The organism is Serratia sp. Sp408, assembly GCF_057180665.1.
Map to the genome: position 1 here is coordinate 288,320 of NZ_JBXUFT010000004.1, position 15,942 is coordinate 304,261.

A 15,942-nucleotide genomic window follows, 5' to 3' on the forward strand; every position below is an offset into this window, starting at 1 on the left:
TAGGAATATCTCCCTATTGTAACGGCGTGCGGCGCGATGCCAAGCAGTGGTTATGCTTTCACATCGAAATGCGCGTTGTTACGCATGCTGTTCGTAGCAATGGCGTGCGGGTTTTTGGCGTGCGGACTGATACTGGCCTTTGCCATCTGGTCACTTTGTTGTGCAGAGTGTTGCAATAATCGTTCGCTCAGCGTATGTACACCCTGGATCACCGCTAGCCAGCACAGTGTGCAAAATAGCAGCACACCCAGCCAGACTTTTCTTTTGTAGCTCATGGTCGCTCCGAAAAGGACGGGAATAATTGTGCAGATTAAAACAGACGCAACATAAATAAGATATCAACGCACAAGAAATATCTTATCTGCAGCCGAGGGAGAGTGTTACCAATGGCGGTTTGATGTTTCAGGATATTCCTTAAGATAATATTAAGATGCTCTTTATTTTTCGTGCGTATTCTATTGATGATGCGTTTAATTGTTACCACATACAATCCGTCTCATTCAATGCCAATGTGGATGATGACCATGAAAACTTTACTACTGACGGGCGCTACCGGCTTTCTCGGAGGTGCGGTGCTTGAGAAGTTACTTATTGAAAAACAGCCAGTTAATTTCCTGTTACTGGTGCGGGCCAATAATCCTGCACAGGGCTTGACGCGTATTAAGGATAATATGGCCAAATTTAATCTTGCGCCTGATTTATTCAACAATATTAGCGAAGAAAATATTCTATTAGGGGACTTGTCCGAGCCGGAAGGATTTTTATCGGACCGTCGAATTAATCGGGTAACGCATGTTATCAATTGTGCGGCGGTGGCGTCATTTGGCAATAATCCGCTTATTTGGAAAGTCAACGTTGAAGGTACGCTGGCTCTGGCGAAGAGAATGTCGCAGGTTGGTGGATTGCAACGCTTTTTACACGTAGGCACCGCTATGTCCTGTGCGCCGGAGCAGGGGGCGCTGGTGTCGGAAAGCGGCGAGTTTGAATCTGACGCCGAGCACCTGGTGGAATATACCCGCTCCAAATCCACCATCGAACAGCGCATGCGTCGTGAATTGCCGCAATTGCCATTGGTGATTGCCCGGCCTTCGATCGTGGTCGGCCATACGCGCCTCGGCTGCCAGCCATCGAGCAGTATTTTCTGGGTGTTCAGCATGGCGCTGATGCTGCGTAAATTCATGTGCTCGCTGCAGGACAATATTGATGTCATCCCGGTCGATTATTGCGCCGACGCGCTAGTGATGCTGATCAACGGCGAACGACTGGAAAATGATCTGTACCATATTTCTGCCGGCGAAGAGTGCAGCGTCAGTTTTGCCGACATTGATCGGGCAATGGCGGCGGCGTTGGAAACCGCGCCGGTCGGCGATCGCTATGCGCAGGTCAGCTATGATGCGCTGGTGCAGATGCGCCGGCAGTTGAAAGACATTTTTGGTCCGTGCAATGAACGTCTGATGCTCAAGGCGATGCGTCTGTATGGTTCATTCGCCATGCTCAACGTACGGTTCAGTAACGAAAAAATCCTCAAGCTGGGCATGCCGAAACCACCGCGCTTCACCGATTATATCGCGCGTTGCGTGCAGTCGACGCGTGGCCTGTCGATTCCGCAGCAGATGGTGGTGGATTTCAAATAGACGTTTACCAGGACGAGGACGACCAGAATACCCGGCCCAGCACGATCAACTGTTCTTTGCGTTGCTGATAGCTGAGCTGTTCGTCCTGGTATTCTTCGCGGTTCAGCGAGCGGATGATGACCCCGCCGTCCGGCTGTTCGATCAGGATTTTGACCCGCAGCAGGTTGCCGTGGCGAATGGCGTAGGTTTTTCCTTCGCGTATGCGCGTGTCGTCGGTATTGATGCCCACCACGTCACCGTCCTGCAGGCGAGGCTCCATGCTCGAGCCGGAAATGCGGATAATGCGCGCGGCATTGACCGGAATGCCCATCTTGTGCAGATAGTAGCGGCGGAATATCAGGGAGAACGCTTCGAGATCGACAATATCATAGCAGCCGTCGCCGGCAGAGAAATCGATGTCCAGCAGCGGGATCTCCACAAACTCTTCCCGATCCTGCTCGGTTTCTTCCCACACCACCGGTTTTAGCCGCGCAGGCTGAAAGTCGGATCCCGCCGCGACGTTTTCAAACGGTCTTGCCAGCGATTTTTCATGGAACACGTCAAGCCAGCCGGTGGGCAGGCTGAGCCTGGCCTCAATCCGCCTGGCGAGGTTATCGCCAAGATTGCGGCAGGATTTGTCACCGGTGATTTGGCTGAGCGTGGGCGCAGAAGATTCAACCAGCCTGGAAAATTCATGTTGGTTGATGCCGTTGCGCGCATAGCGTGCCATCAGATCGCGCAGATTATTGCGCCGTATTTCTTTGATTTCCATCGGCCGATAATCGCACCGTTTGGCAAAAAGTGGAATATCCTGTTGCTAAAAACTTGCCCTCAATTTAGCAATCCGCTAAAAGTGGGGGAGCCACGAGGAACCGCCGCGGCTGTTTTGCCTATCGTGACGATCGGTGAACGGCATCTGCGGCAACCACCAAGAGGGAATCTGTGATGTTCACTATTGATTACAACAGTTATCGGTCGGTAACCAGCTTCAACCGCCGCGTGCGTTTTCTGGTGTTGCATTATACCGCGCAAAACTTTGCCGACTCGATAACCTCGCTGACCGGGCCCGCCGTCAGCGCGCATTATCTGGTGCCGGATCCGGACGATCAAAGTTATCGTGAGGCCGGCTATGGCGATCTGCGTATTTTCAACCTGGTGGATGAAAACGAACGCGCCTGGCATGCCGGCGCCAGCCAGTGGGCAGGGCGCACCAATCTCAACGACACCGCTATCGGCATCGAAATCGTCAATCTGGCGAGCGGCGACGGCGAAAATATTCACTTCCCACCGTTCAATTCCCAGCAGATCGACGCGGTGATCCAACTGACGAGCAATATTTTGCAGCGCTATCCGGACATTTCGCCGGTTAACGTGGTGGCGCATTCGGATATCGCCCCTGGCCGCAAAAGCGACCCAGGCCCGCAGTTCCCCTGGTTACAACTGTATCAGGCCGGTGTTGGAGCCTGGTATGACGCCGCGGTGCAGCATCGCCATCAACAGCATTATTGCCGTCACGGCCTGCCCGAACGTTCAGCGCTGCTGGCGCTGTTCGCCCGCTACGGCTACGACACATCTGCCGCCGACAGCGATGAAGGTTACCGTCAACTGGTGCGCGCCTTTCAATTGCATTTTCGTCAGCGCCAGTATGATGGTGTGATGGATGCCGAAACGGCGGCCACCTTGCAGGCGCTGGTGGACAAATACGCTGCTTAACGCCTGCTGATTGGTCGCGTGCCGCAGCCATCAATCCGCTGGTTTGCTTAAATAGCGTACCGTCAGCGAGTTGGAATAGCGGGTGAGATCATAAAGCAGGCGCTTCAGGTTTTTGCCAGCCTGCTAAAGTGAGTAAGATAACGGCATTGAGAGTTGTGTCGCACAGCCACAAACCTGTATCTTGGTGTCATTGTGGCCGTAAGCTAATGAATCTGTGTATTACAAAGCAAGGGTATGAAGATGGATAATGCAAATAAGCCGAGTTTTCAGGACGTGCTGGAGTTTGTGCGTATGTTCCGACGTAAAAACAAGCTGCAACGTGAAATCGTTGATAACGAAAAGAAAATCCGCGACAACCAGAAGCGAGTATTGCTGCTCGACAACCTGAGCGAATACATCAAGCCGGGCATGAGCATTGAAGACATTCAGGCGATCATTGCCAATATGCGCGGCGATTACGAAGATCGCGTTGATGACTACATCATCAAAAACGCCGATCTGTCGAAAGAGCGCCGTGAGCTGTCTAAAAAGCTGAAAGCCATGGGTGAAGTGAAATAACCTGCGGTCAGCGCCGGCGCAGGGCGCCGATTGCGCCTGAATAGCCCAAACCCGCATCAAGCGGGTTTTTTCATTTTGGCCGCAGCGCTCTGGTGCAGCGCTTTGAGCATTAGCGTCTGGACCAGGCCAGTGCCGCCGTTGCGCGCTGAGACCAGGCCGTTGCTTAGCCGTGCAACAGCAGCCAACTCTCCGGATACCTCTCACAGATAAATTCAGCCAATGCCCGCACCTTCGGTGTCGTCAGACGCCTTGAGGCGTGTCCCCCCCAGAGCGCCAGCTCACTGGCGGTGCTTCAGGATGTCAGTTGGTAACTGTCGGCAAGCCATTGGTGTATGTCCTGTGCGGACAACGGGCCGGGCAACAATATGCTGATCCAGTGCTCCTTGTTCATAGGATAAGCCGGCAGGATACCGTTTTTTGCCGCAGCGAACCGATATGCCCCGGGCGTGCCTTGACTTCAAGCAGGTCCCCCTGTCGATCGGTTGTCAGCCCCAGCTTGCTGCCGGGAACATTCATCACCAGTGCAAACCACTTGTTGCTGCGCTGATGGCGCAGAACCGCATAGTCAGGGAGATTACGCCACAGATACTCCGGTTCGGAGGCAAAATGTTGGCGGGCATAGTCGCATAACGTCTCTCTTTCCATCATGATTCCCTGCGTGTCCGTGTGTGACTTATGCCGTCAGTACCAGGGTCTATGGCTAAGGGATTCAATAACGCTATTGTATGCCTTTGTCGCCGCATCGGGCGCGGTTTACAGCACTTTCTGCAGGAAGCGCCGGGTCCGGTCATGGCGCGGCCGATCCAGCACCTGTTCGGCACGGCCGTTTTCCACCACGGCGCCATCGACCATGAATACCACCCGATCCGCGACCTGACGCGCAAAGCCGATTTCATGGGTCACCACCACCAGCGTGACGCCCGAGCGCGCCAGCGCCTTGATCACATCCAGCACTTCGCCCACCAGCTCGGGATCGAGCGCCGAGGTCGGTTCATCAAACAGCATCACCTTGGGATTGAGCGCCAACGCCCGGGCAATGGCGATACGTTGTTGTTGACCGCCAGACAGTTGGCGCGGCCAGGCGTGCGCCTTGTCCCGCAGACCGACGGTGTGCAGCAGTTCATAGGCGCGCGCGACGGCCTGTTTTCGGGACAGAAGACCGTGAACTATCGGGGCTTCAATGATGTTGTCCAGCACCGTCATATGCGGGAACAAATTGAAGTTCTGGAACACGTAACCGACGTGAGCGCGTTGTTTCAGGATGGCGCGCTCCTTGAGCTCATACAGGGTGTCGCCTTTCCGACGGTAACCGATGTATTCGCCGTCGATCTGGATAAAGCCTTCATCAACCCGTTCCAGATGATTAATGGTGCGCAGCAGGGTGGACTTCCCGGAGCCGGAAGGGCCGAGGATCACCGTCACGGTGCCGGGCTCAATCTGCAGGCTGACGTTGTCCAGCGCTTTATGCGCTCCGTAGTATTTACTCAGATTATTGATGTCGATGCGCCCGACGCTGGCGGTTTTAGTCGCCCACCTCGGTTCGAGCGGGGCGTTTTCCGGGCGGTTAACGAAGAGATCAAAGGCTTCAGACATGTGGTTTTCCCTTATCAATACCCGGCGATGCGCCAGCGGCGCAGGCGTTTGAACAGCGTCGGCGCCACCTGACGAACCGTGCCGCGGGCGAAGTAACGTTCGACGTAATGCTGCAAAATCGACAGTACGGTAGTGATTAACAGATACCAGACGGTGGCCACCATCAGCAGTGGAATAACCTGCTGAGTGCGGTTGTAAATTACCTGCACGGTATAAAACAGCTCCGGCATCGACAGCACATAAACAATCGATGTCCCTTTCGCCAGGCTGATAACTTCGTTAAAGCCGGTTGGTAGAATCGAGCGCAGCGCCTGCGGCAAAATAATCCGGAAGGTGCGGCGGTAGGCCGGCAACCCCAGGGCGGCGGCGGCTTCATGCTGCCCCTGTTCCACCCCCAAAATACCGCCGCGAATGATTTCTGCGGTATAGGCGGATTGCACCAGCGACAGACCGATGACGGCGACCGAAAACTGATCCAGCAAATCCACCGTTGGCGTGCTGAAAAAGGCAATATTGGTGAACGGAATGCCGAGCGACAGGTTGTCGTACAGATAGGAAAAGTTGTACAGAACGATCAGCACCAGCAACAGCGGCAGCGAGCGGAACAGCCAGATATATCCCCAGGCCAGCGCGTTGAGCAGGTAAGATGACGACAGGCGGGCAAGTGCCAGGGCGGTGCCCAACATCACGCCGAAAACGGTGCCGAGCAAGGTCAGCAACAGCGTTTTGCCGAGCCCTGACAAGATCACCGGATCAAAGAACCACTGACGGAATACACCCCATTCCCAGCGGTCATTGGTGGCGATCGACTGGATAATAGCCAACAGGATGAACGCGGCAAATAGCGCGCCGGCCAATCGCCACGGATAGCGTGCTGGCACCACTTTCAGTGGCGGATGATTTACGCGGGGAGAGGCATGCTGATTCATAGGCGTTCTCTTTCCAATACGGTGCACAATGGTGTGGACTAGCTGACCGGCAGGTCGACCTTCAGCGTCTTGGTAAACGGCAAACGCCCGTCATAGGGAGGGCGGGAATAGACTTCCGGATCGAGACGGGTGTCGAACAGCGGTTGATAGCCGTGGGACAAATACAGCCCGACCGCTTCCGGCTGGCGAAAGCCGGTGGTCAGAAACAGCCGCCGATAGCCATGCGCGACGGCGCGGCGTTCCAGTTCATGCAGCACTTTTTGCGCCAGCCCCTGACGGCGCAGCGCGCGCTGCGTCCAGATGCGTTTTAGCTCGGCGGTCTGCGGGTCGTAACGTTTATAGGCCCCCATGGCAATCGGCTCGGCGTTTCTCAGCAGGACGATAAACATGCCGTCGGGCGCGGAAAATGCGCGGTCATCCTCTGCTGGCCGATTGGCAAAGAACTCGCCGTAGCGATCGCGGTATTCGCCAAATAACCCGGCAATCACCGGTGCGATCAGCGGATCTTCCGGTACGGTCTGGATAAAAACGTCTTCACTCATGGTCCTGCTCCCTCTCAGTCGCCCAGCCCTGGCGGGTTAATCTCTGAATGGTCGATTTTTTCGATGCTTTCGCCCCAGCGATCCAGTACCTTGAGATAGGCACCGCTGGCGATGGCGCTATTGAGCGAGGCCTGTACGGCATTCACCAGCCCGTTGCCCTTCTTCAAGGTGACGGCGATATTGGCGGTGTTCGGCCAGCCGCCCGGCACGGTGCCAACCAGCCTGGTTTTGCCGGTCAACAGGGCTTTATACGCGCCGGTCACGTTTGGCCCAAAGGTGGCATCGGCACGGCCTGACTGGATCGCCAGCGTGGCGGCGGCGTCATCGGTGACATATTGCGGGATCAGCGCCGGCAGCCCTTTGGCCTGATTCTGTTTGTCCCACGCCAGCAATACCGCCTCCTGATTGGTGCCGGAGCCGACAATGATGCGTTTGCCGGCTATATCCGCTGCCGAATTGATCTTGGTGATTTTGCTGGTGGTTTTGACATAGAAACCCAGCGTATCCTGGCGGTAGGTGGCAAAATCGAACTTGGTTTTACGCTCTTTGGTGACGGTAATGTTGTAGATGGCGGCATCGTACTTGCCGGACGCCACGCCCAACGGCCAGTCCTCCCAGGCGGCCGGCACCACTTTGAGTTTCAACCCCAGTCCGTCGGCCACCAGACGGGCGATATCCGCCTCGCTGCCGATCACGGTTTTATTGTCGCGGGCGTACAGGCCAAACGGTGGGGCGCTGCCGAGCACCGCCAACGCCACGGTCAACGTGCCTGGTTCGACAAACTTGAAGTTGGCCGGGATTTTCGCCACCGCTTCCGCGCTTTTTGGTGTATGGATCGGTGTTTCATTGGCAATCAGATCAATCCCTGGCGCGGCCAGCGCCGGCATGCTCAATAGTGCCGCGATGGCGGTCGCCGTAATGGTTGCCCTGTATTTCATCATCATTATTATTTTTACCTGCATTATTATTGTTTGCATTGATAATTTTTGTACCGACGCTTTTACTATTCCCCAGCGTTATAGAGATGTAAAACAACAAAATTCAATAATCATAGAGAGAAAATGGCAATGCATTATTTGGCCGCCATTCCGCCAAATATGCTACGCAACAACCCGGGCATAGCCAGGGCTGTTGCTATTATTCGCTGCCGGTGATGGTTATTGGGCGCTTAATTCCCTGAGGGCTTTTTCTGCCAATTGCTGAAAATAATTTGCCGCAGGATAAATCGCCGCTTCATCAGGGTTAAATTGCGGATGATGCAGGCCGAATTCGCTGGCAGAACCGATGCTGACAAACGCACCCGGCACATGATGCAGATAAAACGCAAAATCTTCGCCGCCCATCTGCAGCGGAGCCACCTCGGCCTGGTAGCCAAACTCTGCGGCGGCCTGCAGGCTGAAATCTGCCCAGCGCGGCGTATTGACCACCGCCGGCGGCCCGTCAAACCACTGCAGTTCAGCCTTGGCGCCCAGCGCATCGGCGACGCCGCCGATCAACTGACGGATCCGCTGCGGGATCTGTTCACGGGTTGGATTGCTGTGGGTGCGTACCGTGCCCTCCAATAAGACGGTTTGCGGTAAGACGTTCCAGGTATTGCCGCCTTCGATACGCGTAACGCTGACCACGGCGGCCTGCTGCGCGCTGACGTTGCGGCTGACCACGGTTTGCAGCGCGCTGACGATCTGACTGGCGGTGACAATGCTGTCGACGCCTTCCTCCGGATGCGCCGCGTGCGCGCCTTTGCCGGTTATGGTGATCTGGAAGCGGTCAACGTTGGCATAGAACGCGCCGCTTTTGGTAGCGAAGGTGCCGACCGGCAATTCCGGGGCGTTATGCAGGCCGAAAATGACATCGACGTTTTCCAGCGCACCGGCGTTAATCAGCTGCGACGCGCCGCCGAATCGCTCTTCCGCCGGCTGAAAAAACAGCCGCACGCGGCCGGGCAATTGATCTTCGCGCGCCTTGAGCAGATAGGCCGCGCCGAGGATCACCGAGGTATGCACATCGTGGCCGCAGGCATGCATCACGCCGGCCTGTCGTGAACTGAACGGCACTCCGGAGGTTTCTTCAATCGGCAGGGCGTCGATGTCGCCGCGCAGCGCTACTACCGGCCCCTGTTGCGGACCGATCTCGGCGACAACGCCGGTTTTCAGCCCGAGCGGCAAGATACGTATGCCGGCGGCATTCAGCCAGTCGGTGATTTTTTGCGTAGTGACAAATTCCTGATTGGATAATTCAGGGTGCTGGTGTAATTCACGACGGTGGGCGATAAGTTTATTTTCCAGCGCGGAGCCCTGCTGTACAGGAGTCGGCTTAACGTCTTCGGCGAAAGAAATGCTCATGGCTAAATAACCTTATTGTTGGCACAGAGTGATTAATGCGATGTTGCTGATGATTATGCTAGTCAGCGCGGCGGAATTAACTAAATACGCAGTTGCTATAATTTATATGCATTTTATTCAGCGCGGCGTATAGCAAAATACTGACTATATAAGCGTGATTTTGGTATTTACCTTTGGCTTTATTTAATGGAACTCTTTTTATCACAACCGATAAAAAGGAATAGCCAGGTGAATTACCGACTGAGTTTACTAGACCAAAGCCCGATCGATGGCGGCCAGACGGCGACGCAGGCGCTCAAGGCCAGCCTGGCGTTTGCCCAGGCGGCAGAACGGTTGGGGTATCACCGCCTGTGGCTGTCGGAACACCACGACAGCGAGCAACTGGCGGGCAGTTCGCCGGAAGTGCTGATCGCCTGGCTGCTGGCGCAAACCAGCACGCTGCGCATCGGCTCCGGTGGCGTGATGTTGCAACATTACAGCCCGTATAAAGTGGCGGAAAACTTCCATCTGTTGTCCGCACTGGCGCCGGATCGGGTGGACATCGGCATCGGCAAGGCGCCCGGCGGATTACCGCTGTCCACTCAGGCGCTGCGAGCCCATGCCGCGTCCGCATCGGCGCCGGGATTCCCCGCGCAGTTGCAACAATTGACCCATTATCTGACGCACCTTGACCAACGTCTGGCGGGCAGAGAAGCGCGCGCATTGCCGTGCCCGCCGGTGGCGCCGCAGCGCTTCTTGCTGGGTGCCAGTAAAGAAAGCGCTCGTCTGGCTGCCTCGCTTGGCTGGAACTTTGTTTTTGCCGGCTTTATCAATACCTCCGCCGAGGTGATGCGCGAATCGATATTGGCATTTTATGAATACTCTGCCGGACAGGGGGAGGCACTGGTCAGCCTGGCGGCGCTGGCGGCGGAAAGCCGTCAGCAGGCCGCCGAGCAGGTGGCAGAAAAGCATAATTTTCGCGTCACGCTGGGGGATCGCCACGTCACGGTGGGCACGCGTGAACAGGCCGAAGCCTTTGTGCAACAGTCCGGCGCGACGCAATACCGCATTGAACGGCAGCCGTTGAACGTACTGCATGGCACTTCCGCGGATATTCACCGGCAGTTGGCCGATATTCAGCGCGATCTGCGGGTGAACGAATTTGTGATCCATACCCCACTGACAGATGCCGAAGTGCGTCTGGCATCCATCAAACTGCTGGCTGGCCAGCGGTAAGGAGATGACATGAGTCATGCAAAAAGTATCAAGCTGGGTCTGATGTTGCACGGTGCCGGTGGGCACATGAATTCATGGCGTCATGAAAAGGCGCCTGCCGATGCCAGCGTCAACTTCCCGTATTTTCGCGATTTGGCGCTGCGCGCCGAAGCCGCCGGTTTTGACTTCCTGTTTGTCGCCGACGGCCTGCACATCAACGAAAAGTCGCTGCCGCATTTTCTTAACCGCTTCGAACCGGTCGCGCTGCTGTCAGCGCTGGCCTCGGTGACCCACCGCATTGGTCTGGCCGGCACCATTTCGACTTCCTACAGCGATCCGTTCACCGTCGCGCGTCAGTTGGCGACGATAGACAATATCAGCCAGGGGCGGGCAGGCTGGAACGTGGTCACCTCGCCCTTGGCCGGGTCGGCGAAGAATTTTGGCAAACAGCACCCCGAACACGCGCTACGCTACCAGATTGCCGAGGAGTACATCAGCGTGGTACAGGGGCTGTGGGATTCGTGGGAGGACGATGCATTTGTACGTGACCGCGCCAGTGGCGTGTTCTTTGATGCGGCCAAACTGCATAAGCTGAATCATCAGGGGCAGTTTTTCTCGGTGGAAGGGCCGTTGAACATTCAGCGCTCGCCGCAGGGACAACCGGTGATTTTTCAGGCGGGGGCGTCGGATGCCGGTATCGCGCTGGCGGGCAAATCCGCCGATGCGGTGTTTACTAACGCCCGCACGCTGGCGGAAGCGCAGGAATATTCGGCGAAGTTGCAGGCGCAGGTCAGCAAAAATGGGCGTCATCCGGTGGGTATCTTCCCGGGCATCAGCCCGATCGTCGGCAAAACCATAGAGGAAGCTGAAGCCAAATATCGCTATTTACTGTCGTTGCTGTCGTTGGAGGACGCGTTGGCCTATCTTGGGCGTTTCTTCGAGCACCATGATTTCAGCCAGTACCCGCCGGACGGCCCGTTCCCCGAGCTGGGTGAACTGGGGCAGAACAGTTTCCGTTCCACCACCGACAGCATTAAAAAACGTGCGCGCGAGGAACAACTGACGCTGCGTGAAGTGGCCTATCAGACGACGCTGCCGCGCGGTGAATTCTTTGGCACGCCGGAGCAGGTTGCCGACCAGTTGATCCGCTGGGTAGAAGAGGGTGGCGCCAGCGGCTTTATCATCAGCGGCCCGGTGCTGCCCGAGGCGCTGGGCGACATTACCCGGCTGGTGTTGCCGGTGCTGGCGGCACGCGGATACTGGCAGCCGTCGACGGCGACTACGCTAAGAGAGCGGCTGGACATTCCATTCAAAACCAGCCGTTATAGCGTGCCGGCAACGCGGCGCGACACGGTGAACGAGCAGTAGCGTCCAGCGTCATCATCATGACGTTCGCCGTTGCCCGCGTTTTGCCGCGATGCCGATTGAACTGAACCGGCGTCGGCAAATAAAAGCAAAAAGCCCGCTTAAGTTTCCTTAAGCGGGCTTCTCTAAAATGGCACCTCTGACTGGCATCGCCTAAGCCAATAACCGGCTAATAAACAGCTAACATCTCTGTTGATTGAGAATATGCGGCCAATAGGTGAGAAAATGTTTCTTACATGGTGGGTTTCTCTCCTTAATCGGGCAATGCAACAGGCAACATTGTTTTGGGTGGATGCTGCTGGGTTACCGTTTTAACTGATGGCGTAAAAGGGATGCCCTTTCGGTATCCATTTTAAAATAATCAGAAGAAATCAATTCGCGTATTGATACCGACGGTGCGCCCCATATTGACCTGCGCGACGGCGCTGCTGCCGTTCATATATCCATAGGTACGGTAACGACGGTCGAACAGGTTATCGACATAGACGGAAACATTCATCCGTTCCGTCGCCTGCCAGCCCAGGCTGCTGTCCAGGGTGGCGTAGGCGCCTTGCTTCAGCTGGTTGTCGCCATCGAAATAATGCGGCCCGACCAGATTAACCGCCAGCCGGGGCATCAGTGCGCCATAGCGCGTATCAATCACGCCGTTCACACTGCTTCCCGCGCCGTAACGCGGTACGAACGGCACCCGGTTGCCGTGGTACAGCTTGCTGTCGTTGGTGAATTCGGAACGGATCACGTTGCCATTGATATCCCATGACCAGCCGGGGGCAAATCGCCATTTCGCTTCCAGCTCAACGCCGGTGGCGTCGGCTCTCCCCGCATTGCTTAAGGTCTGCATTCCGACCGGGCCAGAGTAGAGCTGCATATCTTTGGTGTGGGTATAAAAGGTGGCGGCTTGCAGCGTGACGTCAGCGGTTTCGTAACGGGTGCCAAGTTCATAGTTGATGGATTTCTCGGCGACGAACGGTTTGGCATCAAGACCCGCAGTAGGCACGATGTTGTACCCGGAAGGTTTATATCCCTGGGCTACACGGGTATACACTCTCCAGTCGTCGGTCAACATATAGCCTGCGGATAGCTGTCCGAGCACCTGATCGTCATTGCTCTTACCCTGGTCGCCAAACGGATTGCCGAGCATGCTGCCGTTATATTGTGTACTGGATTTATCATGCGAGAAGCGCACGCCACCGCCGATATCAAAACGATCGGTTAAATGCCAGGTCAGGTCACTGTATGCGGCCAGCGTTTCAGCGGTGGTATAGCCGGTACTGTTTAAATAAGGCATTGTCGGCATGTCGTAGGCTGAATTTAACTTCTCGCGGGTGTTCTGCCGGTACAGCCCAAACACCATATCAACGGTACGCGCATCGCCCAGGGTTGCGGCGCGCAACTCCTGCACATCCTGATTCCAGCGCTGAGGCATATTGACGATTAACGGACCGGAAGGGAAGGTGCGCGAATAATGCTGCTGTTGCCAGGCGCCGATCAGGTTGAAAACCCAGTCGTCGGTGGTGTATTTCCCACTCAGGGTCTGGCTGTCAGTGCAGCGCCGCATGTACGGGTCTGGTGAACCATCGCTAAGTGAGAGCTTACGGCCCTTAATATCATTCCATCCCACATAGGCGTCCTGGGTGGCACGGGTACATTCGCGTGAGGCGGAAAAGCCCATTTCCCAGGGCTGATCGTCCGGTGCCAGACGCAGTTTCACATTCCCTATGCTGGCGCGGGTGCCGCCTAAGTCATCGCTTCCCGTCGCGGGGTTAATCATGTCGCCGTCATCAACCTGGCGTAACAGGGTGACGCTGCCGTACAGCAGGCCATCCTGAATGGGGCCGCTCAGGTTGAACTTACTTCGATAACTGTCGCGGCTGCTGACACCGCCTTCAATATAGCCGCGCGGCGTGCTGTCCGGCTGCTGGGTGACGATGTTGACGATCCCGCCCTGAGCGCTTTTGCCATATAACGTTCCCTGCGGGCCTCGCAGCAACTCCACGCTTTGCACATCGGTAAGCGCCTGGATAGTGTTGGTGGAAAGCTGAGGGACGCCATCGACATACAGGGTGACGGCGGGGTTATAGAAGTCCTGCGCCGAAGAGACGCCGCGTAGCGAGATCGTCGAAAAAAGCATGTTGCCGCTATTTTCAATATTAAGCCCAGGTAAGACTCTGGGGAGTTTGTCGCTGGCGGTAACGCCGGCATCGCTTAATTCCGGCGCGCTGACAACGGTAGACGAGACATTGTTGGCTGATGCCGAGCGGGAAGATTGTTTACTGGCGGTAATCACCAGCGTGCTTTCGTCTTGCTGTGAAGTCTGGGCATGAGCAATGGCAGGGAGCAATAATCCCCCCAAGGCCAGAGGATAAAGCCGTGTCATTTTCATTATTGTGAGTCCCTGTAAAACGGCGAAATGCCAAAAATACCGACAATGGTGAATTGAGAATGATAACTATTTTCACTGATAGTGCTACCCGAAACGGGTTTATTTCAACCTGTTTCGGGTCGGTTTGCGCTTATTGGGCACAATCGCGATAACGGTCGACGGCGAGAGCCGTCAGGCGTTTTTTGTCTATCTTGCCGACGGCGGTGAGCGGCCAGTGGTCCAGAAACTCGATTTGGTCAGGAATTTTCCACGCGCTGAGCCCCATGCGGGTCAGTTGTTGACGCAACTGCTGATAGTCAGTTGGCGCCTGCTGCGCGATGATAAACGCGCAGATCCGCTCGCCAAGCAGCGTGTCCGGCGCGGCGACCACCGAGCAATCTTGCACTTGTGCTAAACGCATCAGTGCTGATTCCACTTCAGCAGCGGCTATTTTTTCTCCGGCGCGGTTGATCTGTTCTTTTATGCGCCCCTCAACGTGCAGGTTCCCCGCCTCATCGCGCCTGACATTGTCGCCTGTGCGGTAAAACCCTTGCGCAGTAAAGGCCTGTGCATTGTGAGCAGGGGCGAGGTAATAGCCCGAAATGGTATAAGGGCCGCGCGTTAACAATTGCCCGGTTTCGCCCGGCGCGACGTCGTTTTCGGCTTGATCAACGATGCGGATTTCATCCAGCGGGGACAACGGGCGCCCCTGGCTGTGGAGAATGGTGGTATGCGGATCGTCCAGTCGGGTAAAACAGAGCAGGCCTTCCGCCATACCGAAAACCTGTTGCAGGGTACAGTCAAAGGTGGCGATAACCTGCTCAGCAAGCGTCGGGTCGAGCCGGGCGCCGCCTACCTGAATGACGCGCAGCGACGAAAGGTCGCTGTCTTCCCACTCCCTGGCTTGCACCCATAATTGCGCCAGCGCCGGAACCAGGGCAACGTGAGTCACCCCTTCCTGCGAGATTAAAGGCATCACCTCATCACAGCTGGCGCTGTCGGCCAGCACCACTTTTCCGCCGCAGGCAAGCGTACCCAGAATGCCGGGGCAGGCCAGCGGAAAGTTATGCGCCACCGGGAGGACGGCGAGATATACGCTCTGTTGACTGATGCCGCACAGTTCAGCAGATGCGCTGAAGTTATAGCTATAGTCGGCATGTCGGCGCGGGATGAGTTTGGGCGTGCCGGTTGTGCCGCCAGAAAGTAGCAGCAATGCGGTGTCGGAAACATCAGGCTGAGGCCATGCCTGTCGCTCACCGTGAAGGGAGAAGAGCGGCGTAAAATCGTCGCTCACGGTCTCACCAGCGACCAGAACATGACGCAAGCAGGCGTGTTTGTGCGCCATCTGTCGGGCCAGTTCTGCGTGGTTTTCCCCGTGAATAACGTAAGCGACGGGTTGCGCCAGCTCAATCAGCGCGTCGATATCCAGCGCCCGTTGGGAGGGCATCGCCAGCACGGGGATAACGCCCAGTCTTAACAAGGCGAACAGCAGGGTAACAAACGCGTTGTCGTTGGGAAGCTGCACAATCACATGCTCCGCCGAACGCAAACCCAGTGATGACAGGCCTGCGGCAAGTTCGTCGATTCGTGCATCAAGCGCGCTGTAGGTTAACGACCCCTTTGCATCAACGACGGCAATTCGCGAGGCATAACGGGCTGCCCAGTGGCGCAACTGTTCGGCAATGGGTAAGGGATACTGTTCAATTAGAGATTCAAAGGAAGAATTCATGC

Annotated in this window: 14 protein-coding genes and 1 pseudogene; 5 read left to right on the plus strand and 10 right to left on the minus strand. The window is 56.2% G+C overall.

Going from position 1 to position 15,942, the window contains the following annotated elements; all coding sequences use genetic code 11:
- Window positions 1-50 precede the first annotated feature (50 nt).
- Window positions 51-275, minus strand: a complete 225-nt coding sequence (locus AC2AXP_RS15305) for a hypothetical protein (RefSeq protein WP_004960835.1) — start codon at window positions 273-275, stop codon at window positions 51-53.
- Window positions 276-524: 249 nt separating this feature from the next.
- Between AC2AXP_RS15305 and AC2AXP_RS15310 the strand changes: the two genes are divergently transcribed.
- A complete protein-coding gene (locus tag AC2AXP_RS15310) occupies window positions 525-1,634 on the plus strand; it encodes an SDR family oxidoreductase (RefSeq protein WP_039992645.1) in 1,110 nt (369 codons plus the stop codon).
- Between the two features lie 4 nt (window positions 1,635-1,638).
- Here the strand turns inward: AC2AXP_RS15310 and AC2AXP_RS15315 are convergent, their stop codons facing one another.
- Window positions 1,639-2,385, minus strand: coding sequence for a S24 family peptidase (locus tag AC2AXP_RS15315; protein WP_004960840.1), 747 nt, complete (start codon window positions 2,383-2,385; stop codon window positions 1,639-1,641).
- 173 nt (window positions 2,386-2,558) lie between these two features.
- Between AC2AXP_RS15315 and AC2AXP_RS15320 the strand changes: the two genes are divergently transcribed.
- Both AC2AXP_RS15320 and tmaR read left to right on the plus strand, forming a co-directional pair.
- Window positions 2,559-3,326, plus strand: coding sequence for an N-acetylmuramoyl-L-alanine amidase (locus AC2AXP_RS15320; RefSeq protein WP_004960842.1), 768 nt, complete (start codon window positions 2,559-2,561; stop codon window positions 3,324-3,326).
- A gap of 240 nt (window positions 3,327-3,566) precedes the next feature.
- Window positions 3,567-3,884, plus strand: coding sequence for a PTS system regulator TmaR (gene tmaR, locus AC2AXP_RS15325; RefSeq protein WP_039992647.1), 318 nt, complete (start codon window positions 3,567-3,569; stop codon window positions 3,882-3,884).
- Window positions 3,885-4,176: 292 nt separating this feature from the next.
- Here tmaR and AC2AXP_RS15330 read toward each other — a convergent pair.
- The 6 genes and pseudogenes from AC2AXP_RS15330 to AC2AXP_RS15355 form a co-directional block, all read right to left on the minus strand.
- Window positions 4,177-4,529 (minus strand): annotated as a pseudogene (locus tag AC2AXP_RS15330) (MmcQ/YjbR family DNA-binding protein).
- 108 nt (window positions 4,530-4,637) lie between these two features.
- A complete protein-coding gene (locus AC2AXP_RS15335) occupies window positions 4,638-5,477 on the minus strand; it encodes an amino acid ABC transporter ATP-binding protein (RefSeq protein WP_004960852.1) in 840 nt (279 codons plus the stop codon).
- 14 nt (window positions 5,478-5,491) lie between these two features.
- On the minus strand, window positions 5,492-6,406 hold the full coding sequence (locus AC2AXP_RS15340; RefSeq protein WP_039991904.1) for an amino acid ABC transporter permease: 915 nt from the start codon (window positions 6,404-6,406) through the stop codon (window positions 5,492-5,494).
- 38 nt (window positions 6,407-6,444) lie between these two features.
- Complete coding sequence (locus AC2AXP_RS15345; protein WP_004960857.1) at window positions 6,445-6,948, minus strand: GNAT family N-acetyltransferase; 504 nt, start codon at window positions 6,946-6,948, stop codon at window positions 6,445-6,447.
- Window positions 6,949-6,962: 14 nt separating this feature from the next.
- On the minus strand, window positions 6,963-7,886 hold the full coding sequence (locus AC2AXP_RS15350; RefSeq protein ID WP_371901896.1) for an ABC transporter substrate-binding protein: 924 nt from the start codon (window positions 7,884-7,886) through the stop codon (window positions 6,963-6,965).
- Between the two features lie 219 nt (window positions 7,887-8,105).
- The gene (locus AC2AXP_RS15355) at window positions 8,106-9,290 is read right to left on the minus strand and encodes a M20 peptidase aminoacylase family protein (RefSeq protein WP_004960865.1); all 1,185 of its coding nucleotides are present in this window, start codon (window positions 9,288-9,290) and stop codon (window positions 8,106-8,108) included.
- Window positions 9,291-9,518: 228 nt separating this feature from the next.
- On the opposite strand from AC2AXP_RS15355, the gene AC2AXP_RS15360 reads away from it, so the two are divergent.
- Window positions 9,519-10,505 carry an MsnO8 family LLM class oxidoreductase gene (locus AC2AXP_RS15360; RefSeq protein WP_039991905.1) on the plus strand — a complete coding sequence of 329 codons (987 nt, stop codon included), beginning with the start codon at window positions 9,519-9,521 and terminating at the stop codon, window positions 10,503-10,505.
- Between the two features lie 9 nt (window positions 10,506-10,514).
- A complete protein-coding gene (locus tag AC2AXP_RS15365) occupies window positions 10,515-11,852 on the plus strand; it encodes an LLM class flavin-dependent oxidoreductase (RefSeq protein ID WP_430299681.1) in 1,338 nt (445 codons plus the stop codon).
- 358 nt (window positions 11,853-12,210) lie between these two features.
- On the opposite strand, the gene fyuA is transcribed toward AC2AXP_RS15365, so the two are convergent.
- The gene (fyuA, locus tag AC2AXP_RS15370) at window positions 12,211-14,232 is read right to left on the minus strand and encodes a siderophore yersiniabactin receptor FyuA (protein WP_484381789.1); all 2,022 of its coding nucleotides are present in this window, start codon (window positions 14,230-14,232) and stop codon (window positions 12,211-12,213) included.
- 130 nt (window positions 14,233-14,362) lie between these two features.
- The gene (ybtE, locus tag AC2AXP_RS15375) at window positions 14,363-15,940 is read right to left on the minus strand and encodes a yersiniabactin biosynthesis salycil-AMP ligase YbtE (RefSeq protein WP_484381790.1); all 1,578 of its coding nucleotides are present in this window, start codon (window positions 15,938-15,940) and stop codon (window positions 14,363-14,365) included.
- Window positions 15,941-15,942 lie beyond the last annotated feature (2 nt).